Genomic DNA, 22,666 nt, shown 5'->3' on the forward strand with positions numbered 1-22,666 from the left:
TTGTTTAAAAATTGAAATTCAATCTGGAGAAAACATACCTTCCGTTCTGCCCAAACTGTGAGGTGGAACGGGAATAAACAAACTGATCGTTATTGGAAGATACTGCAAGATTTTTGGTAGGATAAATATCAAAAACATTGTTTACCCCTAAAGTCAATCCTATATTTTTTGTAAACTGATACACTACAGAAATATCGGTAATGATCTTATCTCCTATTTTCTGATGCTCGTTAGGCTCTATAATACCATCACCATTTGCATCTACTATATCAGCTCCGGTCACTTTTCCGAAATAGGTATTTCTAAGGTAGAAACTTGCATTTTTCCATGAAAGGGTATGAGAAAGACTGGCTTTCACTCTAGGAACCGCTTCTTCCAGATACACTCTTGATTTTTCAGAGAAATAAATCTTTTCAAGATTCGGAGAAGCCAACAGTCCTGCTGAGTGAATATCTCCAACCTGCTTAGTCTGGTTCAGATTCACCGCAAAGTTATTATCTAACTTAAAGTCTGAAAATCTTGTATTATGAGAAATCACAATATCCAATCCTTTCGTTTCTGTATCAATGGCGTTGGTAAAGAACTGTGCTGCATTCACATTTAATTTGTCATACTGTAGCTGTGCATCCACTGGTACATCTTTTCTTAAGAATTGGTCTGTAAGAATGATTCTGTTATTAATTTTAGTAAAATATCCATCTGCTGTAAAGGTCAGATTCACAGAAGGAATTCTATATGTGAATCCTATACTTGCAGATTTTGAAGTTTCCTGTTTCAGTTTTGGCATATTCAGCAGACCTGCCAATTGGGAGTCATTGCTGAAAGTTCCTACTTCCAAAAGCTGATTATTGGTAAATAAAGTAGACGTTACATTATAATAAATCTGGTGGATAGAAGGTGCTCTGAATCCGGTAGATCCTGCAAATCTTACATTGAAGTTTGGAGCAACCTTGATTCTGGAAGCCAGTTTATAGTTAAAAGTAGATCCAAAGTCTGAATAGTTTTCATATCTCGCAGCAGCATCTACTAAAAGCCAGTTGGTAAAATTGAACTCAACATCTGCATACGCTGCCAATGACTGTCTGTTTTTATTCACTGCATTCTCAGGTCTAAATCCATTGAATACCTGTGAACCTCCAGGAAGAGGCTGTCCAAAGAAATCTGTAGCTCTTTGAGCCGGATCGCCATTCCAGATGTTTCCATACTGGTCATAAGTCTGGTAAGAAGCTTCTTCTCCCTGTGTTATTTTGAAATTTTCAAAACGGTGTTCACCTCCAAATGCAACGTTGATTCCTTCCAAAACATCATATTTTTTAGAAAAGTCTAAATTGATTGTATTCTGTGAAAATCTTAAACCTCCTGCATTAAATTCATTTGGAGAAGCAAAACGCATTGAAGTATTTCCCGTGTTTCCAATATTATAGGTAAATGCGTTTTGTCCGAAAGTATTACTGAAATCAATATTCCAGCCCTCCCATTTTCCTTTGATTCCAGCTGCTAAAGAAAGATCCTGGATATCGGTTCCAATTTGTGGAAGATACCCATTAGGATAGAGTCCTGTAAAGGTTCTGCTTTCTCTAGGTCTTCTGTAAAATCCTCCGGAAGTACCATGTCTTATACTGTATCCTCCAAAAGTATATACTTTCCAATCGTCATTAATAGGCAATTCAGCATTGATAAAAAACTGATGATTATTAAGCTTCGACTGGCCTACCTGCATGTTGAAATCTTTTCGGTTCAGTCCTCTGTATGCAAGCTCCTGATCGGTTACATCTGCTCCTAAAATTCCCTGTAAAGCGCCGATTGTATTCGCTCCCTGGATTGAATTTTGCAAATCCTGAGAAAAATATCCTACCTGCTGTGCATATTGATGCACATAGTTTACAAGCTGTTGAGGATTGGCTATATCTTTAATATCAGTAAAAAGAGAAGAAAGATTAACTCCGTTATTCAAAGCACGCTGCTCAATAGCATTATAGGCATTATAAATAGGACCACTTTCCGTCCCTGCTCTATAAGTAGGATTTCTGAACTGTGAAGTCCATGTAATGTTGAAGAAACCTCCTCTTTTTCCAATTTTGTTTCCGTAGTTCAGATCCAGTTGGATATTCTGTCCATCAAAATTTCCAGTATGATCATTGGCTGCAGGGGTTAAATTTCCTCCATAACTGATCTGCCCCGCCAGTTTTCCGGTATCTTTTTTCAGTTCAAGATTGATCACTCCGGCAATGGCATCAGATCCATACTGTGCAGAAGCACCGTCTCTCAAAACTTCTATTCTGTTTAAGGCAAAAGATGGAATGGCATTCAAATCCGTTCCTACTGTACCTCTTCCCGGTGTTCCATTTACGTTAACAAGTGCTGAAGTATGTCTTCTTTTCCCATTAACCAATACCAATACCTGGTCTGGTCCCAATCCTCTCAACTGAGCAGGATCTAGGTGATCTGTTCCATCTGAGTTGGTTTGGATGGTAGAGGTGAAAGATGGAGCAACAGCATTCAGAATCTGTCCGATGTTGGTCTGTGGAAGAATAACCGACGACTCCTTTACATTGAATACATCTACCGGAACCGGGCTGTCTATTTTGGATCTGGCACCGGCTCTTGATCCCAATATAACAACTTCTTCTACATTATTGGTTTTTATAGTGTCTTTACTCGTTTTTACACTGTCTTTCTCCTGCCCGTAGGTAAATACACCAAGGAAAAATAGAACAGAGGCCGAAAGAATAGTTTTCTTATTTTTCATAGTTTAGAAATTGATTAACATTCATGTTTTTTTACAAGTTGCAAATGTAGAATTTAATTATTAGTCCACAAAAATAATAGACTTTGTTTTTGTAAAAAATAGTTATCGTTTCTTTCTATCCCTCACTTAAAGTTATGATAAATTAAGAAACATTCAATAAAAAACTTACTTTATTCAATATAAAACCCAAAACAATACAGAAAACACAATATATATAAAGAACTATATCGCTCTATAATTACTCTTTCGATCAAAAAAGCAATGTGTTCAACAACGAATAGCTTTACGAATGTTTTACTAAAAATAAAAACGGACCCAATTCTAGAGTCCGTTTCTTTATCTATTGATTTTTAAATTAAATCTTAGTCAACTTAGCATATTTTAAGATCAAATTTTTCTCACCTTCATGGATAAAAATAACCTTGGCCTTGATATTCTGAGGATCTGTTCCATCCAGGAAAGTAACTTCTCCAATTCCAAAACGGTCATGTCTTACTTTATCTCCCACTTCAATATCCTGAGAGGAAGCACCGCTTGGATTGATAATTTTTGCTGTACTTACTGGTTTTAGCTTTCTTACCTCTGGAGCCGGTTTCGAGTTATCTCCTCTATCGATGCTCTTTTTTTCAACCTTTTTGAAAGATTTCATTTCAGATGGATGTTCGTCAAAAATATTAGACTTTACACCTGAGTTATTGATAAACCTTTTTTCCAATACAGGATTAAGAAATTCGATATACTCATCATCAATCTCACTTAAGAACCTTGATGGCTCTGCATCCGTAATTTTTCCCCATTGGAAACGGGATACCGCATAGGAGAAAAAGACCTGCTTTTCTGCTCTGGTTAACGCTACATAAAACAATCGTCTTTCCTCTTCAAGATCTTCTCTGGTAGCAGAGCTCATAAAGCTTGGGAAAAGGTTTTCTTCAAGTCCCACCAAATGAACTACCGGAAACTCCAATCCTTTTGAAAGGTGAATCGTCATTAATGAAACCATATCATCTTCCAAGTCTTTGTTTTGAGTATCTGCAGAAAGGGCAATGTTTTCAAGGAAATTGGAAAGGCTAGGATCTCCGTCTTCCAACTGTATTTGTTCCTCAATGAATCCCTGCATCGAGTTCATTAATTCCTGAACGTTTTCCACTCTGGAAATCCCTTCAGGAGTCTGATCATCTTTCAGGAATTTGATGAGGCCGCTTCGTTTAGCAACTTCCATAGCCACACTGTAAGCCGTTTCTGTTTTCAGTAATACCTGAAATGCCTTGATCATCGACCAGAAATCGTTTAGCTTGTTCAATACTCCATTGTTCAAGCCCAATTGTGGTGCATATATCGGAAGATTATCCAAAACTTGTGACACGGCAATATTCTGTGCATCAGCAAAAACAACCAATTTATTCTGAGTGGTTTCACCAATTCCTCTTGCCGGATAGTTGATAATTCTCATTAAGGCTTCAGAATCATTTTCATTGATCAGAAGGCGCAAATAGCCAATAAGATCTTTCACTTCTTTTCTCTGATAGAAAGAAAGTCCTCCGTATACTTTGTACGGAATATTTTTACGTCTCAAAGCATCTTCAAATGCTCTGGTCTGAGAGTTTGTTCTGTATAAAATAGCAAAATCACTATACTTTCTCTGGTCGCGGTTGCGAAGTTCCCAGATATTTCCAGCTACAAAGTTGGCTTCATCTGCATCAGAAAGTGAACGGTAAATTTTAATTTTATCTCCTTCTTCATTATCACTGAAAACATTTTTCTTGAACTGCTGCAGGTTTTTTGCAATCACTACATTGGCAGCATTTACAATATTCTGGGTAGAACGGTAGTTCTGTTCCAAAGACACACTTTTAGCGTCTGTATAATCTTTTTGAAAATTTAAGATATTATGAATATTTGCTCCACGGAAAGAATAAATGGACTGAGCATCGTCTCCTACCACACAGATATTTTCAAATTTTGAAGCCAAAGCTTTTACAATAAGATACTGAGAATGATTGGTATCCTGGTACTCATCTACCATGATATATCTGAATCTATCCTGATATTTTGCCAACACTTCCGGAAAACGCGTCAGTAATTCATTGGTTTTCAAAAGAAGATCATCAAAATCCATAGATCCGTTTTTGAAACATTGTTCAACATATCTTTGATAAATCTGCCCAATGAACTTCATATTAGCCTTTTCATCAGCCTCCATCAATTCCGGATTATTGAAATAAGCTTTTACCGTGATTAGGTTGTTCTTGTAAGTAGAAATTCTTGCCTGAACTTTTTTAGGCTTATAAAGATCGGCATCAATGTTCATATCTTTCAATACTTTTTTGATGACGTTCAATGCATCCTGTTGATCGTAAATAGTAAAATTGGAAGGATATCCCAGGTAATGGCCTTCAATTCTTAAAATTCTCGCAAAAACCGAGTGAAAAGTTCCCATCCAAAGGCTTCTGGCATTGCTGTCTCCGACAACTTTTGCAATACGCTCTTTCATTTCCTTTGCAGCCTTATTGGTAAAGGTAAGGGCCAGAATATTGAAAGGGTCTATACCATTGTGTATCAAATGGGCAATACGCATAGTCAATACACGTGTTTTTCCGGAACCGGCTCCCGCAAGTACCATCAGAGGTCCTTGTAAAGAGGTAACGGCTTCATATTGTGATTCATTGAGTCCTTTCAGATAATCCATACAGCAAAAAAAATTTTGGGAACACAAAATTAATATATTCAAAGGAGAAATCAAATTTTGATTAGAGAAGTTAAAGGTTAGATCTTCTTAAATCATTTAACTGGCCGAGCATTTTATGTCTATAATTTTTGTTCTGAAAAGAAAATCCAACAGAACAACTATTTTTATTTTCCGGGTAGTAATTAATTGTTGATTAATTTTAAAGATATGTAACAATTAATTCATTTTTCCTACTAATTGTGTAAACAATTTCTAAGTTTATGAAAAAGCGATTTCTTTCTGCTGCAGCCGTAGCTTTCTTCGGACTCATGCTGAATGCACAGCAAATCAAATTCGAAGAGTATGACCTTCCCAATGGTCTTCATGTAATTCTTCATCAGGATAATTCTGCTCCGGTAGTTACAACCGGTGTCATGTATCATGTTGGAGCTAAAGACGAGGTAAAGGGAAGAACAGGCTTTGCACACTTCTTTGAGCACCTTTTGTTTGAAGGGACTCCCAACATCAAAAGAGGTGAATGGTTCAAGATTGTTTCGTCAAACGGGGGGCAAAATAATGCCAATACTACCAATGACAGAACGTACTATTATGAAACTTTCCCTTCCAACAACGAACAGCTTGGACTTTGGATGGAAGCTGAAAGAATGCGCCATGCGGAAATCAACCAGATCGGTGTAGACACTCAGAGAGAGGTTGTAAAAGAAGAAAAAAGATTAAGAATGGATAACCAGCCTTATGGAAATCTTTTCCCTACTATTCAGAAAAACCTATTTACCAATCACCCATACAACTGGCCAACAATCGGTTCTATGGAAGATCTTAATTCGGCAAAGCTTGAAGAGTTTCAGGCATTTTACAAAAAATATTATATTCCGAACAATGCAACTTTAGTTGTAGCGGGAGATATTAAGCCAGAACAGACTAAGAAATGGATTGAGGAATATTACGGAGGTATCCCGAAAGGAACTATTTATCCAAAAGACTTCCCTAAAGACGCTCCTATTACTCAGGAAAAAGAAGTAACAGCCACTGATCCAAACATCCAGCTTCCTGCTTATATTTTTGCTTACAGAACTCCGGCTAATAAAGAAAAAGATGCCTATGTTCTGGATATGCTTTCTACTTATCTAAGCAGCGGAAAATCTTCTGTTCTTTATAAAAAATTAGTAGATCAGGATAAAAAAGCACTTCAGGTAGCAGCGTTCAACCAGGGACTGGAAGACTACAGTATTTTTGCATTCTTCGCTATTCCTATGGGACAGACTACCAAACAGACTTTACAGGCTGATATTGATGCTGAAATCAAAAAATTACAGACGACTCTTATTTCTGAAGAAGATTATCAAAAATTACAAAACCAATTTGAAAATCAGTTTGTTAATCAGAATTCAAGCATTCAGGGAATTGCAGCTTCTTTAGCAACCAATCACGTATTGATGGGAAATACGAATCTTATCAATAAGGAAATCGACATTTACAGATCTATCACAAGACAGGACCTGCAGAATGCAGCTAAAAAATATCTGAATTCCAACCAAAGAATCATCATCAATTACGTTCCTGAGAAAAAATAATTTTATCAATGAAAAAGCAACTCACCTATATAGCAGCGTCATTTTTATTTGCAGGAATGCTTTCTGCTCAAAAAATCGACCTAAATGCAATGCCAAAGCCAGGTCCAACTCCTGCCATCAACATTGCTAAACCTAAAACCTTCCAATTGAGCAATGGCCTTACTGTAATGGTTGTTGAAAACAACAAATTGCCTAGGGTAAACACAACTCTTTCTATAGACAGACCTCCATATCATGAGGGAAATATTACGGGAGTAAGTGAAATCATGGCCGGCCAGCTTGATAACGGAACGACTAATCTAAGCAAAGATGACTTCAATAAAAAGGTAGATTTCTTAGGGGCTAACCTTAGCTTCAGTGCCAGCGGAGCTTCTTCCAACTCACTTTCAAAATATTTTCCGGAAGTATTGGGATTAATGGCTGATGCTATCGTTAATCCAAAGTTTTCTGCTAAAGAAATTCAAGATGCTAAAGAAAGAACGATTGAGGGATTAAAAGCGGATGAGAAAAACGCTTCCAACATCGCAGGAAAAGTATCGAATGCGTTAATGTATGGCAAAAATACTTCAAGAGGAGAATTTGAAACCGTTGAATCTATCAACAAAATTCAGTTGGCAGATGTACAGAATGTTTACAGCAAGTATTACACACCGGATAATGCTTATTTAGTCATTGTAGGAGATGTAAAATTCGATCAGGTAAAATCATTAGTTGAAAAAGCTTTTGCTGGCTGGAAAAAATCCAACACAAAGTTTGCGCCATTAGAACCCGCTTCCAATGTAGCAAAAACAGAGATCAATGTGGTAGATGTTCCATCTGCGGTACAATCTGTATTATCAGTAAGCAATCTTACTACCCTTAAAATGAAAGACCCGAATTACTTCCCTGCTACAATTGCCAATTATATTCTTGGTGGCGGTGGTGAAGCAAGGCTTTTCATGAACCTGAGAGAGAAAAACGGATTCACTTACGGAGCATACTCTACAATGAGTGCCAGCAAATATTCTCCTGAGTTTTCTGCTGAAACAAGTGTAAGAAATGAAGTGACCGATAAGGCTATTAAAGAATTAATCAATGAGCTGAACGGCATTTCTACAGTAAAGCCTGAAGAACTGGCCAATGCAAAAGCAAAGCTGAAAGGATCTTTCATTATGTCTCTGGAAAAACCGGAAACTATCGCAAGGTTTGCACTTAATCAAAAAGTTCAGGACCTACCTGCTGATTTTTATACCAATTATCTAAAATCTATTGATAAAGTAACAGCTGCAGATGTTTCCAATGCGGTAAAAACTACAATCCTTCCAAACCAAAGCAGAATTTTCGTTGCGGGTAAAGCATCTGATATTTCGGAAGGACTGGAAAAATTAGGATATCCTGTAAAATATTTTGACAAAGAAGCTAATCCGGTAAGCAAACCTGCAGTACAGAAAGTGGATGCCAATGTTACTATAGCTTCTGTTGTGGACAAATATATCAATGCAATCGGAGGAAAAGCTAATTTGGCGAAAATTTCTTCCTATACAACCAATGCTTCGATGTCTATGCAAGGGCAGACCATCGATTTGAAAATGATAAAAGCACAGGGCGGAAAAGAACTTACTACAGTAACAGCAATGGGACAGGTTGTTCAGAAGCAGGTATTTGACGGAAAAACCGGATATTCTATGCAAATGGGAAAAAAAGTTGACATCACACCTGAAGAACTTGCTGCCAAGCAAAAGAATACTGAACTTTTCGAAGAACTAGGTTTTGCAAAGTCTACTGATTATAAATTAGGAGGAATTGAGAAAATCGCAGGTGAAGATTCTTACGCCATTAAAGGTGGAGATACTACCTATTACTACAGTGTGGCAACGGGACTAAAAACCGGAGAAACCAAAAAAGTAAAAGCTCAAGGCCAGGAAATGAATATTCCAACTACATACTCCAACTACAAAGAGGTAGAAGGGGTAAAAATGCCTTACACAATTTCTGTAAGCCAAATGGGAATGGATATGACAATGACGGTAAAGTCTTATGAGATCAATAAGGCTACAGATGCTGATTTTAAATAATAACATCTTCTTTTTATAGAAAAAACGGCAACAATTGTTGCCGTTTTTTATTTTTATCAACATTTGGCGACATCTTTTTTTGTTGTTCAGTAAAAAAAGATTAAATTTGCCCATTCAAAAAGATATCAGAATTAATGGATACTATATTTACACTATTGATGGTTCTTATTATGATTGCCAGTGTTTTATTGGTGATTATTGTTATGGCTCAAAACCCAAAAGGAGGAGGCCTTTCCAGTACATTTGGAGGTGCATCATCTGCACAGTTCGGAGTACAGAGAACCAATGATTTCATGGAAAAAGCAACATGGACTCTAGGCGGAACGATCATTGTTCTTATCCTTATAAGCGTTGTAATAACAGGTAAGCCGTCTCAAGTGGCTCCAGCTCAGCAACCGGCAAAGAAAGAAGCTCCTGCAAAACAATCTGCTCCTGCTTCTTCAACAACTACAGCTCCGGTACAGGCTCCTGCAGCACCGGCAAAATAAGAAGAATATTATCTTACATACAACAAAAGCAACTCAATATGAGTTGCTTTTTTATTTTAGTCTGATCTTTTCAATCTGATGTCGGAGTTTTAATCCGGCTTTTAAAAACGAATACTGCATGGGCTTTGCCTCTTTGTAATACTTATCTATAAAGATCTGCATCGCACCATAGAATCTCTCCAGATAAACTTCATCTTTTACGGTACTTTCTCCTTTATGATGAAGAATAGAAACTTTTCCATAATAAAAGTTCTGATAACCATTTCTGAGAAAAGTATAGCAAAGATCAATATCTTCTCCGTACATAAAGTAAGCTTCATCCAGCCCTCCGATTTTCTGATATACCTCTTTTTTAGCCAATAAAAACGCGCCTGTGATTACATCTATCTCAGCTATCGCATCTTCTTCCAGGTCGTTTCTATAATAAGACTTAGAATTATTCTTTTTAAAATTGGTAAAAAGCTTTTCAAAAGAATTGAACATATCAGGGACAGAACGTTTGCTCTCGGGAAGAAAGTTTCCCTCAGCATCGTGCATACGAACTCCCAGACATCCAAAATCAGGTTTTGAATCGGCAAAATCAAGAAGGCTCTTCATATCATACCCTTCCAGTTCCGTATCGGGATTTAAAAGTAATACATACTCTCCTACAGCGGTTTGTATAGCCTGATTATTAGCCTTTGAAAACCCTCCGTTTATATCAGAGGAGATAAAACGTACTTTGGGAAATTCGGGAATAAGATCTCCCCAAGAGCTGTCTGTAGAAGCATTATCAATGACAACAACCTCATATTCTACATCCGTTATATATTTCTGAATAGATACAAGACAGTTTCTGAGCAGCTGAGTAACATTATAATTTACAATAATAACAGACAACTTCATATTAATCTTTTTCGTTATAGGGTAGCCTGTTAATAATAGATCTCCCTAATGAAATCTCATCAGCATACTCCAATTCATCACCCACTGAAATTCCTCTGGCAATACTGGAGAAATTCACTTTAAAGTTTTTAAACTTCTTATAAATATAATACGCAGTGGTATCCCCTTCCATTGTTGCGCTTAAAGCAAAAATAAATTCTTTTACTTGACCATCATTCAGCTTCTTTTCAATACTCGGAATATTCAGCTGACCGGGCCCTACTCCTTCCATTGGAGAAATCTTTCCTCCTAAAATAAGATATTTCCCGGTATACTTCCCGGTATTTTCTATAGCAATAACGTCCCTTACATCTTCCACAATGCAAATCAACTCTCCATTTCTCTTTTCATTGCTGCATATTTCACAGATGTCAAAATCAGAAAAATTATGACATTCTTTACAGTACTTTATTTCATTGACAAGGTTGATCAGGGAATTTCCAAGGCTTACCGCTCTGGAATTAGGCTGTTTCAATAGATGTAGCGCCAATCTCAAAGCTGTTTTTCTCCCAATCCCAGGCAGTCCCGAAATTTCATCAACCGCCTTTGCCAAAACTTTACTTGGGTAATCCATAGTTACAAAAATAAGGATTATAGTTGAGGAAATGATGAGAAATGGTAAATGGTGAACGGAAAGTTGAAAGTTAAAAGTGGAGAATGAAAACCAACAGCTTTTCAGTTTTGATGTATTACTGTGGATACTTTGCTCTTCACTTTCTTTTTAATCCCTCTATTTAAGACAATGATAAATTACCGTATAAAACCGGTCCCAGTCCATAAAAAAAACCTCTATATTTGCGCCTTAAATTAAATATGAAAAAAATTAACGAGCATGGTACTTAACAACCTAAATTATCCTCTGGATTTCAAATTCAAAATCACTACCTTAGCAAGCGACTTCAACATTACTGACAGAAATGGAAACTACGTAGCCTACGTACGTCAGAAAATGTTCAAACTGAAAGAAGATGTTATTGTTTTTAATGATGAGAGCAAATCGAAGGAACTTTTCAGAATCAGAGCTAACCAATGGATTGATTTCAACGCATCGTATTCTTTAAATGATCTTATTGATAATAAAAATTTCGGAAGATTGGCAAGAAAGGGAATGCGTTCTATCTGGAAGGCAAGTTACGATGTTATGGATGACCATGATCAGCCTAAATTCAAAATTCAGGAAGATAATGCATGGGTAAGATTCTGGGACAGTTTTGTAGGCGAACTTCCTATCATCGGAATGTTTACAGGATACTTCCTTAATCCTTCTTACACGGTAACAGGAATGGACGGAAAAGCATATTTCAAATTGAAAAAAATGCCTTCATTCTTCGGAAGAAGATTTCAGTTGGACAGACTGATTGACATTGATGATGAAGACGAAAGTTTAGTGATCCTTTCATTATTAATGATGACATTACTGGAAAGAGCGAGAGGTTAAGAAAACAAATAAAACCAAAAACAAATGAAATACGTAATCATTTTATTTTCAGCATTTCTAATGGTAGCCTGCAAGAAAGAAAAAGAAACCGTTTCAAATTCTACTCCTGCAGATTCTTTATCTATTGTTAAAGATTCTGCCACTTCAGGTCACTCTTCAGGTAATATTTTGGTTGGAACTATTCCATTTCCAAAAGAAATTAAAGAATGTTCCTGTTATTTTGCCAAAAACAAAGCCGATTTTGAAACCGAAAAATACATCTATGCAGATGATGCGGGAAAAACAGCTTATATGATGCTGGATGGCAAAAGACTCGCAATGAATCTTATCTCATCAAGCGATATGGAAGTGGATGAAACCCTTACTAAAGAAATAGAAAATGGTGATTACAAAATTTCGGTAAAAGGAAAAAAAATAAAAGGTGAAGAAGCTCTGTTATTTGAGGGTACTCTGACGATTGAAAAACCGGACGGTACTACTTTCACCACTCCGATCTATGGAGAATGTGGATGTTAATAAAAGCGAAATCACACAAAAATGCTTCTGTATCTCACAGAAGCATTTTTTATTTCGTAAATTTGAGAAAAATAAATTTCAATGGAATTATCTAATATAGAACCGCAAATAATCTGGAAAAATTTCTCCAAGTTAAATGCAGTTCCAAGACCATCAAAAAAAGAGGAAAAAGTAATTGCTTTCATCAAAGGATTTGGCGAAGATCTTGGATTGGAAACTACTGTAGATGAAGTAGGAAATGTAATTATTAAAAAACCTGCCACTGCAGGAATGGAAAACCGTAAATCTATTGTACTTCAGTCACATTTGGATATGGTTTGCCAAAAAAATAATGACGTTAGTTTTGATTTTGAAACAGAAGGAATCAAAATGGAAATTGATGGTGACTGGGTAAAAGCAAAAGGAACTACTCTGGGAGCAGACAATGGTTTGGGAGTAGCGACAATCATGTCTATTCTTGAAAGCTCAGATATTCCGCACCCAGCTCTTGAAGCTTTATTCACCATTGATGAAGAAACAGGAATGACAGGTGCTTTAGGTTTAAAGCCAGGGCAGCTTACAGGACAGATTTTATTAAACCTTGACACTGAAGAGGACGATGAAATTGATATAGGATGTGCGGGAGGTGTAGATGTAACCATTACCCAAAGTTATCCAACCGAAGCGTCAAAAGGACAGACTGTAAGAATTGAAGTGAAAGGTCTTCAGGGAGGTCACTCCGGAATGGACATCCATAAAGGTTTCGGAAATGCAAACATCATCTTAGGAAGACTTCTTTACAAAGGACTGGATAAGCAGAATGTAGAATTGATATCCATCGACGGTGGCGGATTAAGAAATGCTATTCCTAGAGAAGGTGTTGCTATTATTTCTGTTAGAAATGCTCAGGAATTTATTGAAAACGCAACAGCTCTTAAGAAAGATATCTTAGAAGAATTTGCTTCTGTAGAGCCGGGAATTCAGATCAATATTGAAAACTCTACTTCTTCTGACAAAGCGGTTTCTGAAACAGATTCAAAGAAAATCATCCTTACCTTACAAGCTCTTCACAACGGAGTATACAGAATGAGCCCGGATGTAGCCAATCTGGTAGAAGCATCCAATAATGTTGCAAGAGTTGAATTGAAAGGCGGAGAGCTTAAGATCTTAAACCTTACAAGATCTTCTGTAGATTCCTCTAAGTATTCTACCGCAGAACAATTGAAATCTGTAGCCGAACTGGCAGGAATGAACGTAGAATTCAGCGGTTCTTATCCTGGATGGAAACCCAAACCAGGTTCAGAGATCGTACAGATCATGGAAAAAATCTACACAGAGAAATTCAATGAAAAACCTCATGTTGTAGCTTGCCACGCAGGTCTTGAATGCGGAATCATTGGTGCAAACTATCCTGAAATGGAAATGGTAAGCTTTGGACCAACCATTAGAGGAGCACACTCTCCGGACGAAAAAGCGAATATTCCTTCTGCTCAGAAATTCTGGAGCTTCCTGAAAGATATTTTAGCGAATATTCCTCAAAAATAAGTAGATTAAAAGCTATGATCGGAACCTGGAAAGGAAAATATAAGTACAACATTAAAAAAAGCTCTGAATTTTATGATAAGGAAGTTGAATTCTTATTAAAAATAACAGTGTTTGATGGTGAAAATTTTGCCGGAACAGTACAAGATAACGATCACGAGTATGGAACCAGAGGTATAGGAACCATCATAGGAAAAATTAATGACAACTGTATAGAATTCATTAAACAAATGCCTATTAAAACAATGGTCTCTATGAACGGAAAAAGGGTGGAAAATGAAAACGAAAAACATCCTCCCATTTATTATACCGGCATTTCAAACCTTAAAGATTCTTATTCCGGACATTGGAAAATAAAAGGAAGTAGTGTCATTAGCAAACTACTTTATCTTCTTATTGGAGTAAAAGGCATCTGGGAAATAGCCAAAATAGAATAAGCAAGTATAAAATAACTATATCAAATATCCAAAGTCCTATGATTTTGGATATTTTTAATTTTTTAAACATGATAAAAAAACTACTCCTATTATTTTACTTAATAATTTGTATTAAAACGTATTCTCAATCTGAAAAACTAAGAGGTGAATGGTTTTTAGATAAAATTGTAAAACCAGATGGAAAAAATTTAGAAATAAATAATCCCAGATATTCAACATTCCTTTTCTATGAAATCAATCCTGACGAATTATCAATCAACAACACCAAATTCAAAGCCAAATTCAGTAAAGATCTCATTAATCTAGATAATAGAACATTTAAATATTGGTTTGAAGAAGATTATCTTATTTTGCAAGAAGGAAATGAGATTTCTTTATTATTAAAAGCTGAAGATTTTATAAAAAGAAATTCGGAATTTAAACCCCAGATTGAGATTAGAAATAGTGATAGTCTTTTAGTTGCTAATAAAGTAATACATCCCATATTCAATAATGATAAAACATTTGATGAGTTTATAATTCCATTAATGAAACAAGAAGCCTCAAAAGATATGGATGACCTATATTTTAAAATTGAATATATTTTAACAAAAAATAATAAAATTAAACAGATTAAAATACTTGATAAACGGACTCCACAATATGATACACAATTTATACAAGCATTAAAACAAGCCGAAAAATATTTTGAAAACCCCTATGGTAAAGACTTACTTGTAACTGATGAAAAACATTTCTTAAAATGGTATCATGATCTATCAGATAAATCAGAAAAAGATTTATTCAATAATACTGGGGAAGGGTTAAGATATTATAACAATAATAAATTTGAAAAAGCAGTTGAATATTTCAGTCGAGTTAATGAATATCAACCCAAGGATAATCGTTTTGTAACAGAAGTTCACAATGCATATATTAAGTTAGGAATATCCTATCTTGCTATTGGAAAAACTGAACAAGCATGTAATAGCTTTAGAAAAGCTGGAGATTTAACCGATTTTGAAGTTAGAAATTATTTAAAAGATTTTTGTAAATAACATGAAAAGTATAACCGTATTCTGTGGCTCAAGTTTTGGCACAGATAAAATCTATGAAGACCAGACTTTTTTGCTTGGGCAAACCTTGGCAAAACAAAATATCCAACTTATTTATGGCGGTTCACAAACCGGTTTAATGGGTACCGTAGCCAATGGAGTTTTAAGTGAAAATGGAAAGGTAATTGGAGTACTTCCCCACTTTCTACAGTCTAAAGAAATTGCTCATAAAAACCTTACTGAGCTTATCATTGTGGAAACCATGCACGAAAGGAAAACAAAAATGAACGACCTTTGTGATGGCGTTATCGTTCTTCCCGGTGGCTACGGAACTCTTGAAGAATTCTTTGAAATGATCACCTGGGCACAGTTGGGTCTTCACAAAAAACCAATCGGTATCTTGAATATTGATGGCTTTTATGATGATCTGATCAACCTGATTCAAACCATGGTAGATAAAGGATTTTTAAAACAAGTTAATAAAGATATGTTACTGATCAGCGAAAGCATTGATGATTTGCTGGAAAAAATGAAAAATTATGAGGCTCCTACAGTTTGGAAGGTAATTTCTAAAGATGAAGTGTAATTGTTTTTTATCTTTTGTATGAATAACTACAACGTCAATAAAGAAATGGCTGGAATTGCAATAGTCTTTGTAACCATATTTGTAATTGTTCCCACTGTTTCATCTTATTTTGGAGAAGATTGTAAAACAATAATGGAAAGGATCAAAAAGCAAAAATGTGAAATTATAGTAGAAAATATTGAAGGTTTAAAATCTCTTAAACTTACAGGAACAGCTCCTGATACCTTCATACCCTGCACATGCAAAGAAGACAGCCAATGGTGGGGATCTTATAAAGATGAAATAGAACCTGGAGATTATTTTATTAAAAAAGAAGAACAAAACTATTTCGAAATTATTAAAAAAGATACTATCATCAGACATGAATATATATGTTCTCCAAAATAAAATCGCTATTAAAAAAGCAAAACCCGTACGGAAAATCCGTACGGGTTTCTTATTAAGATTAAAAAATATTTTTAAGGATAAGGAGCTATTTCCACTTCAAGTCCCTCCATTTCATCTACCATATGCAGCTGGCATCCCAATCTGCTGTTGTCTTTCACATGGAAAGCTTCTGCAAGCATTGCATCTTCTTCATCTCCCATCGGTTCAAGACCTGGATCACTGATTACATAAACCTGGCAAGAAGCACACATCGCCATTCCTCCGCATACCCCAATAGTACCTTCTTCTGCCAACTCATAAGAACGGATGATCTCCATTAAGTTCATGGACATATCCGTAGGAGCTACAACATCGTGGATTACACCTTCTCTGTCGGTGATTTTAATATTAATATCTGACATAATTCTGCAAAATTAGTCAATTTTTTTCACAACTGCCTTCTCTGCTTCTTTACGGCTTCCATCAAACCCGTCTACTCCACTTACGGTTGTATATTTTAGGACGAATTTTTTACCAGGATTAAGTCTGTTATAAACACTCTGACACATTAAAGTAGCTTCGTGGAAACCACAAAGGATCAATTTAAGCTTACCAGGATACGTGTTAATATCTCCAATCGCGTAAATTCCATCAATGTTCGTTTGATAATCAAGTGCGTTGTTTACCACAATAGCATTTTTCTCAATATTCAGTCCCCAGTTTCCGATTTCACCCAATTTCGGAGTCAATCCGAATAATGGAATAAAATAATCTGTTTCAATTTCAAATGCATCCTCACCATCTTTTTGTACAGTGATGGCTTCTACTTTTCCGTCACCTTTAATTCCGGTAACTTCAGCAGGCGTAATTAATTTGATTTTTCCCTGGTTTTTCAAATCCTGAACTTTCTCTACGGAATCCAAAGCTCCTCTGAACTCGTTTCTTCTGTGGATCAACGTTACTTCGCTTGCCACATTAGAAAGGAAAACACTCCAGTCCAGTGCAGAATCTCCACCTCCAGCAATCACTACTCTTTTGTTTCTGAAATGCTCAGGTTCTTTAACGAAATATTCCAGCCCTTTTTCTTCATAATCCGCTACATTCTCGAAAGTAGGCTTTCTCGGTTCAAAAGTTCCTAGTCCACCTGCAATAGCAATAGCTTTACATCTGTGAACAGTTCCTTTATTGGTAATTACTTCAAACCACTCATCATCAACCTTTGTATAAGAAACAGCGGTTTCACCCAGTGTAAATCCAGGTTGAAACTGCTTAATCTGCTCCATTAAATTATCCACCAATTCCCCAGCGTTCACTGAAGGATACCCTGGAATATCGAAAATAGGTTTTTTAGGATAAAGTTCTGCCAATTGGCCTCCCGGCTGTGGAAGTGCATCAATAATATGGCACTTCATTTTTAAAAGGCCCGCTTCAAAAACTGCAAAAAGTCCTGTTGGACCTGCACCTATGATCAATATATCAGTGGTTATCATAATTTAGATAATTTAATTATACATGTAACTGCAAATTTACTAATTTTAATGCGAAGCATATTTAATTGATTCTAAATAAAAACCTGAGATTTGTCAAATATCTATTAATTAAGATTTTAAATTTGGCAATGTTTTTGTAAATGTCTTGTCATGAAGAAAATTTTAACCCTCTTTGCAGTAGTATTATTCATCTTAGGCTCAGCCCAGATTGATAACATCGCAGACGGTGAATCTATCACCCTGAGAATCCACTATGGTTTCCTGAATGCCGGAACTGCAAATCTTACCACTAAACAGACCGTTTACAAAGGTGTTCCCCATCTTTACGTAAAAGGAACAGGAGAAACAACGGGTGCTGTAAAGGCGTTCTTCAAAGTGGAAGATCTATATGAAAGTTTCATCAGTACATCAACGGGGCTACCCAGCTTTTATGTCAGAAACGTGCGGGAGGGAAGCTATCGTCAGCATCTTGAAACCGTTTTTAATCACGATAACAATACTTTAATTTTAACCGATAAAAAAACGCCTGCCAATGGATCTAAAGTTTTAAAATCTGTAAAAGGAGTACAGGACATGCTTTCCTGTTTCTATTACCTGCGAAGCAAAGCTCCTGACGAATTGAAAGCAGGAACCATCATCAATATGAATGTATGGATTGATGATGAAATGTTTCCTTTTCAGTTAAAAGTAGTCGGAGCAGAAGATTTAAAAACCAAATTCGGAACTATCAATTGTCTGAAAATTATTCCTTCTGTAAAAAGCGGAAGAGTATTTAAAGAAAAAGAAGGTGTAACAATGTGGGTTTCCAATGATGCCAACCATGTTCCTATGTTATTGAAAGCAGAACTGGCTGTAGGATCGTTAAAAGCAAGCATTGATGACTACAAAAATGTAAAGTATCCTTTAAAATTTACCAAGTAAAAATATATTGAGTTCTTCTCATTTAAAAAATGTCTGCAAAAATTTTGCAGACATTTTCATTAATGATGTAATATATCCTTAACACGAATTGTCTTTATAATAGAGGCAGCCATAAAGCTGCGGCATGTCAATACTTTCTTTGAAATCCTTTGCGGATTCGAGCACAAGTAGAGGCATAAGAAACAGACACGTGTAAATTTTTCAATAAGATCAGTTTTTAGTTACGTTTTGTTTCTTAGGTCAGTAATTAAAAACAAAAAACCTCCGGAGCTCCGGAGGTTTGATTTTTTATAGTGTTTTGAATTGTTCAAGTGTTCTGATATCATTTTCAAAGAACATTCTGATATCGCTCATCTGGTAAAGAAGCATCGTGATTCTTTCAATTCCCATTCCGAATGCATATCCTGAATATTTCTCAGAGTCAATATTCACATTTTTCAGTACGGCAGGGTCTACCATTCCACAACCCATGATTTCCAACCATCCTGTTCCTTTTGTAATTCTGTAATCTGTTTCAGAGTTAAGTCCCCAATATACATCAATCTCAGCACTTGGTTCAGTGAATGGGAAGAACGAAGGTCTCATTCTGATCTTAGATTTACCAAAAAGTTCAGTAGTAAAGAACTGAATCGTCTGCTTTAAGTCTGCAAAGCTTACATTCTCGTCAATATATAATCCTTCGATCTGGTGGAAGATACAGTGAGAACGTGAAGAGATCGCCTCATTTCTGAATACTCTTCCCGGAGATAAAATTCTGATTGGCGGCTGGTTTTCTTCCATGTAACGGGTTTGTACAGAAGAAGTGTGCGTTCTCAAAAGAATATCCGGATTCTGCTCTATGAAGAAAGTATCCTGCATATCTCTTGCCGGATGATATTCCGGAAGGTTAAGCGCCGTAAAGTTATGCCAGTCATCTTCAATCTCAGGACCATCTGCTACAGCAAAGCCAATTGATTTGAAGATTTCAATAATTCTGTTTTTAACCAGGTTGATTGGATGTCTTGATCCTAAATCCAATGGGAAAGCCGGTCTTGTAAGATCTTCTTTCTCTGCAACAATAGAAGATGCAGAAGCATTTTTCAAATCTTCCAGTTTTACAGCAACTGCCTGCTTTAAAGTATTGATCTTCTGTCCGAAATCTTTCTTCTGGTCGTTAGGAACTTCTTTTAATGTTTCGTAAAAATCATTAAGAACCCCTTTTTTACCGTTGTACTTGATACGGAAGTTCTCTATCTCTTCCTTAGAGGTAGTATTGAAGCCGTTTACTTCGATCAGTAGTTCTTCTATCTTTTCTATCATTATTTTACCCTTTCAAAAATGTTTTGCAAAAATACGATTTTTAAGTTTAATAATTAATTGACTCATAAAAAAATCTGCCTCTTTTTCGGGAGGCAGACTTCAATCACTTATTTCACTTAAATAAAAAAATTATTTCTTTTCTAAAGCTTTCACGTTGATCTGAAGAGTTACCTCATCTTTAATCACTCCGTTTTCAGCAGGAGCCTGGAATTTTACCCCAAACTCTTCTCTCTTGATATCTTTCGGCTCAGTAGCTACACTCACCTCTCCTTCCTTCACAGAAACATTAGCTTTAAACTGAACTGGTTTTGTAATTCCTTTAACCGTTAAATTTCCATCCAGAAGTGTATTGTAATCTCCTTCTGTAGAGGGAGTCACCTTTGTAATTTCAAAAGAAGCTGTTGGGAATTTTTCAACTTCAAAGAAATCACCACTCTTAAGATGGCCGTTTAGTTTTCCCATATCTTCCGGACTGTCTTTCAAGTCTACAGAAGTGAGTGAGTTCATATCAGCAACGAATTTTCCGCTTTCCAGTTTTCCGTCTTTCACCGTTACATCTCCACTTTCAAACTTGATCGTTCCAAAGTGGCTCGTATTTTCAGATTTAAATACTTTATATCCCTTCCATTCAACCTTACTGTTTAGCGTATCCAAAGTGTACTGACTCCCATCTTTGGTAGTCGTCACCTCATTACTTTCGCTGGTAAGTGGTTTATCTTTTTTACAAGAAACCATCACAGCAGCCGAGAATAAAGCAGGAATAGCTAGTGAAAACAGTTTTTTTCTCATTTTTGATTTATTTTTATTAGTCCCGCTAATATAATAAAAAAAATTGTGTTTTCATAAAAACCTTACATTTGTAGTATGCTATTAGAAATAAACAATCTATTTTTCTCTCACAATCCAGATAAACCCCTGTTTCAGAACCTTAATCTAAGGTTTGAAGAAAACAGAATCATTGCCCTTGCAGGGGAAAGTGGCTGCGGAAAATCTACATTACTCAGCCTTGTTTATGGTCTTATCGATTGGCAAAGTGGAGAAATTATTTTTAACGGAACAAAACTTTTAGGGCCAAAAGGAAATCTTGTACCCGGAGAGTCCGACATGAAATTTGTAGCACAAAATTTTGACCTTATGCCCTACGCTACTGTGGCTGAAAATGTAGGTAAATTTATTTCGAACATCAATTTAAATCAAAAAAGAGAAACCGTTATGGAACTTCTTGAAGTGGTAGGACTTCAGGAATTCGCCCATATTCTCCCAAAATACCTGAGTGGCGGCCAGCAGCAGAGAGTTGCTATTGCAAGAGCATTATCTGTACTGCCTAAGCTTCTTATTTTAGATGAACCATTCAGTAATCTGGATTTCCCGAGAAAGATTGAACTAAGAGAAAGGCTTTTCCGATATGTGAAACAGCATCAGATTTCTCTTATAATTTCTACTCACGAACTTCAGGATATTATGCCGTGGCTGGATCAGATTGTTATTCTTCAGGATGGAAGACTCATTCAAAATGACAGCCCCGAGGAAACTTACCGAAAGCCTTACAATTCTTATGTAGCCAAACTGTTTGGGGAAGTGAATATTTTCAGTGAGGTTGAAAAGGAAGATTTCCAGCTTCCAAAATCCTCTTATTATCCAAAAGAAATAAAAATTACAGAAAGCGGCCTTGAAGCAGAAGTTCTGGAGAGCAGGTTTGCAGGAAATTATTACTGGAATAAATTAAGAGCAAAAGAAAAAGACCTTGTGATCTATACAGATGAGAGAATAGAAGGATCCGCTTTTATTTCATTTATTTAGAGGAAAAAAGCCAAATTGAGAAGAGTAAAATAGGAAGACCCGAAGCAGTTTCGCACTCTTTCTCCCCACACATTCCGAATATAACTCATACATTTACTTACACTTATCACAAAAAAAAACACAAACATAAGAATCTGTTCGTAAACTTTTTCTTACATTTGTATTTCCAAAGCATAAGGAAATTTTTGGTTAATTCTCTTTCTGCCTTCCAGACGGACATTAGCAATCTTGCAATTAAGTCTTTTGAAAGATTACACTGTCCAATCTTTTCCTTTTTTTGTGGCTTTTTGCCAAATTATTTATGCTTTCTTTACGAATTCAGACTTTAAAGCCATTGCCCCGAAACCATCAATTTTACAATCAATATTGTGATCACTTCCTGGTCTAAGACGAATATTTTTCACTTTAGTACCGGCTTTTACAGGTTTTGGAGCTCCTTTTACAGGAAGGTCTTTCACCACCACTACAGAATCACCATCCTGAAGTTCGTTTCCATTGGAATCCAATATTTTTCCTTCACTGGCGGCATCATTAGCTGCTTCTTCAGGATTCCACTCATAGAAACACTGAGAGCACACCATCATATTATCGCTCGGGTACGTAAACTCGGAGCTGCATTTTGGACAAAGTACTGTATCACTCATATTTTTTATTTTCTACAAAGGTAGAGCTTTTTGAAGGTTGAAGTCAAGTAGGAATGCAGAACTGTTGAAAGCTCAAAACTAAACGCTATCACTCGCAAGGTTTGATTAAAATATTATAATTCGTTCTGCCGAGACATAA

The 22,666-nt window shown here is 36.1% G+C and carries 21 protein-coding genes; 12 read left to right on the top strand and 9 right to left on the bottom strand.

The window, feature by feature from the left end; genetic code table 11:
• Positions 1-4: 4 nt before the first annotated feature.
• Positions 5-2,749: a TonB-dependent receptor plug domain-containing protein gene (locus ACQ76T_RS23540; RefSeq protein WP_431345632.1), complete on the bottom strand. Its 2,745-nt coding sequence runs from the start codon at positions 2,747-2,749 to the stop codon at positions 5-7.
• 355 nt (positions 2,750-3,104) lie between these two features.
• Positions 3,105-5,435 (bottom strand): ATP-dependent helicase, encoded by a 2,331-nt coding sequence (locus tag ACQ76T_RS23545; RefSeq protein ID WP_431345633.1) that lies wholly within the window; start codon positions 5,433-5,435, stop codon positions 3,105-3,107.
• Between the two features lie 260 nt (positions 5,436-5,695).
• Between ACQ76T_RS23545 and ACQ76T_RS23550 the strand changes: the two genes are divergently transcribed.
• From ACQ76T_RS23550 to secG, 3 genes are all read left to right on the top strand, one after another.
• The gene (locus tag ACQ76T_RS23550) at positions 5,696-7,009 is read left to right on the top strand and encodes a M16 family metallopeptidase (RefSeq protein ID WP_431345634.1); all 1,314 of its coding nucleotides are present in this window, start codon (positions 5,696-5,698) and stop codon (positions 7,007-7,009) included.
• A gap of 8 nt (positions 7,010-7,017) precedes the next feature.
• Positions 7,018-9,063, top strand: a complete 2,046-nt coding sequence (locus tag ACQ76T_RS23555) for a M16 family metallopeptidase (RefSeq protein ID WP_431345635.1) — start codon at positions 7,018-7,020, stop codon at positions 9,061-9,063.
• A 134-nt stretch (positions 9,064-9,197) separates the two neighbouring features.
• Positions 9,198-9,551: a preprotein translocase subunit SecG gene (secG, locus tag ACQ76T_RS23560; RefSeq protein WP_431345636.1), complete on the top strand. Its 354-nt coding sequence runs from the start codon at positions 9,198-9,200 to the stop codon at positions 9,549-9,551.
• 51 nt (positions 9,552-9,602) lie between these two features.
• Here secG and ACQ76T_RS23565 read toward each other — a convergent pair whose 3' ends face one another.
• Both ACQ76T_RS23565 and recR read right to left on the bottom strand, forming a co-directional pair.
• Positions 9,603-10,442 carry a glycosyltransferase family 2 protein gene (locus tag ACQ76T_RS23565; protein ID WP_431345776.1) on the bottom strand — a complete coding sequence of 280 codons (840 nt, stop codon included), beginning with the start codon at positions 10,440-10,442 and terminating at the stop codon, positions 9,603-9,605.
• A complete protein-coding gene (gene recR / locus ACQ76T_RS23570) occupies positions 10,438-11,049 on the bottom strand; it encodes a recombination mediator RecR (protein ID WP_422694740.1) in 612 nt (203 codons plus the stop codon). The genes ACQ76T_RS23565 and recR overlap by 5 nt, the downstream gene beginning before the upstream one ends.
• 258 nt (positions 11,050-11,307) lie before the next feature.
• Here recR and ACQ76T_RS23575 point away from each other — a divergent pair, with 258 nt between their 5' ends.
• The 7 genes from ACQ76T_RS23575 to ACQ76T_RS23605 all read left to right on the top strand — a co-directional run bounded on the left by ACQ76T_RS23575 (position 11,308) and on the right by ACQ76T_RS23605 (position 16,394).
• Positions 11,308-11,913 (top strand): hypothetical protein, encoded by a 606-nt coding sequence (locus ACQ76T_RS23575; RefSeq protein ID WP_431345637.1) that lies wholly within the window; start codon positions 11,308-11,310, stop codon positions 11,911-11,913.
• A 24-nt stretch (positions 11,914-11,937) separates the two neighbouring features.
• A complete protein-coding gene (locus ACQ76T_RS23580; RefSeq protein WP_431345638.1) occupies positions 11,938-12,429 on the top strand; it encodes a hypothetical protein in 492 nt (163 codons plus the stop codon).
• An 81-nt stretch (positions 12,430-12,510) separates the two neighbouring features.
• A complete protein-coding gene (locus ACQ76T_RS23585) occupies positions 12,511-13,953 on the top strand; it encodes an aminoacyl-histidine dipeptidase (protein WP_431345639.1) in 1,443 nt (480 codons plus the stop codon).
• Between the two features lie 14 nt (positions 13,954-13,967).
• A complete protein-coding gene (locus ACQ76T_RS23590; protein WP_431345640.1) occupies positions 13,968-14,387 on the top strand; it encodes a hypothetical protein in 420 nt (139 codons plus the stop codon).
• Positions 14,388-14,455: 68 nt separating this feature from the next.
• Positions 14,456-15,424 (top strand): tetratricopeptide repeat protein, encoded by a 969-nt coding sequence (locus tag ACQ76T_RS23595; protein WP_431345641.1) that lies wholly within the window; start codon positions 14,456-14,458, stop codon positions 15,422-15,424.
• A 1-nt stretch (position 15,425) separates the two neighbouring features.
• Positions 15,426-16,007, top strand: a complete 582-nt coding sequence (locus tag ACQ76T_RS23600) for a TIGR00730 family Rossman fold protein (RefSeq protein WP_431345642.1) — start codon at positions 15,426-15,428, stop codon at positions 16,005-16,007.
• 45 nt (positions 16,008-16,052) lie between these two features.
• Positions 16,053-16,394, top strand: coding sequence for a hypothetical protein (locus ACQ76T_RS23605; RefSeq protein ID WP_431345643.1), 342 nt, complete (start codon positions 16,053-16,055; stop codon positions 16,392-16,394).
• A 71-nt stretch (positions 16,395-16,465) separates the two neighbouring features.
• Here ACQ76T_RS23605 and ACQ76T_RS23610 read toward each other — a convergent pair whose 3' ends face one another.
• Together ACQ76T_RS23610 and ACQ76T_RS23615 are read right to left on the bottom strand one after the other, a co-directional pair.
• Positions 16,466-16,795 (bottom strand): ferredoxin, encoded by a 330-nt coding sequence (locus ACQ76T_RS23610; RefSeq protein ID WP_431345644.1) that lies wholly within the window; start codon positions 16,793-16,795, stop codon positions 16,466-16,468.
• A 12-nt stretch (positions 16,796-16,807) separates the two neighbouring features.
• On the bottom strand, positions 16,808-17,863 hold the full coding sequence (locus tag ACQ76T_RS23615; RefSeq protein ID WP_431345645.1) for an NAD(P)/FAD-dependent oxidoreductase: 1,056 nt from the start codon (positions 17,861-17,863) through the stop codon (positions 16,808-16,810).
• Positions 17,864-18,013: 150 nt separating this feature from the next.
• On the opposite strand from ACQ76T_RS23615, the gene ACQ76T_RS23620 reads away from it, so the two are divergent.
• Positions 18,014-18,784, top strand: coding sequence for a DUF3108 domain-containing protein (locus ACQ76T_RS23620; RefSeq protein WP_431345646.1), 771 nt, complete (start codon positions 18,014-18,016; stop codon positions 18,782-18,784).
• A gap of 288 nt (positions 18,785-19,072) precedes the next feature.
• Here ACQ76T_RS23620 and pheS read toward each other — a convergent pair whose 3' ends face one another.
• On the bottom strand, positions 19,073-20,083 hold the full coding sequence (gene pheS / locus ACQ76T_RS23625) for a phenylalanine--tRNA ligase subunit alpha (RefSeq protein ID WP_431345647.1): 1,011 nt from the start codon (positions 20,081-20,083) through the stop codon (positions 19,073-19,075).
• A gap of 129 nt (positions 20,084-20,212) precedes the next feature.
• A complete protein-coding gene (locus ACQ76T_RS23630; protein ID WP_431345648.1) occupies positions 20,213-20,872 on the bottom strand; it encodes a YceI family protein in 660 nt (219 codons plus the stop codon).
• Positions 20,873-20,947: 75 nt separating this feature from the next.
• On the opposite strand from ACQ76T_RS23630, the gene ACQ76T_RS23635 reads away from it, so the two are divergent.
• Positions 20,948-21,883: a sulfate/molybdate ABC transporter ATP-binding protein gene (locus ACQ76T_RS23635; RefSeq protein WP_431345649.1), complete on the top strand. Its 936-nt coding sequence runs from the start codon at positions 20,948-20,950 to the stop codon at positions 21,881-21,883.
• Between the two features lie 299 nt (positions 21,884-22,182).
• Here the strand turns inward: ACQ76T_RS23635 and ACQ76T_RS23640 are convergent, their stop codons facing one another.
• Positions 22,183-22,527 (bottom strand): zinc ribbon domain-containing protein YjdM, encoded by a 345-nt coding sequence (locus tag ACQ76T_RS23640; protein ID WP_422694752.1) that lies wholly within the window; start codon positions 22,525-22,527, stop codon positions 22,183-22,185.
• Positions 22,528-22,666 lie beyond the last annotated feature (139 nt).

Source organism: Chryseobacterium sp. JK1, from assembly GCF_050632815.1.
Classification (GTDB): Bacteria; Bacteroidota; Bacteroidia; order Flavobacteriales; family Weeksellaceae; genus Chryseobacterium.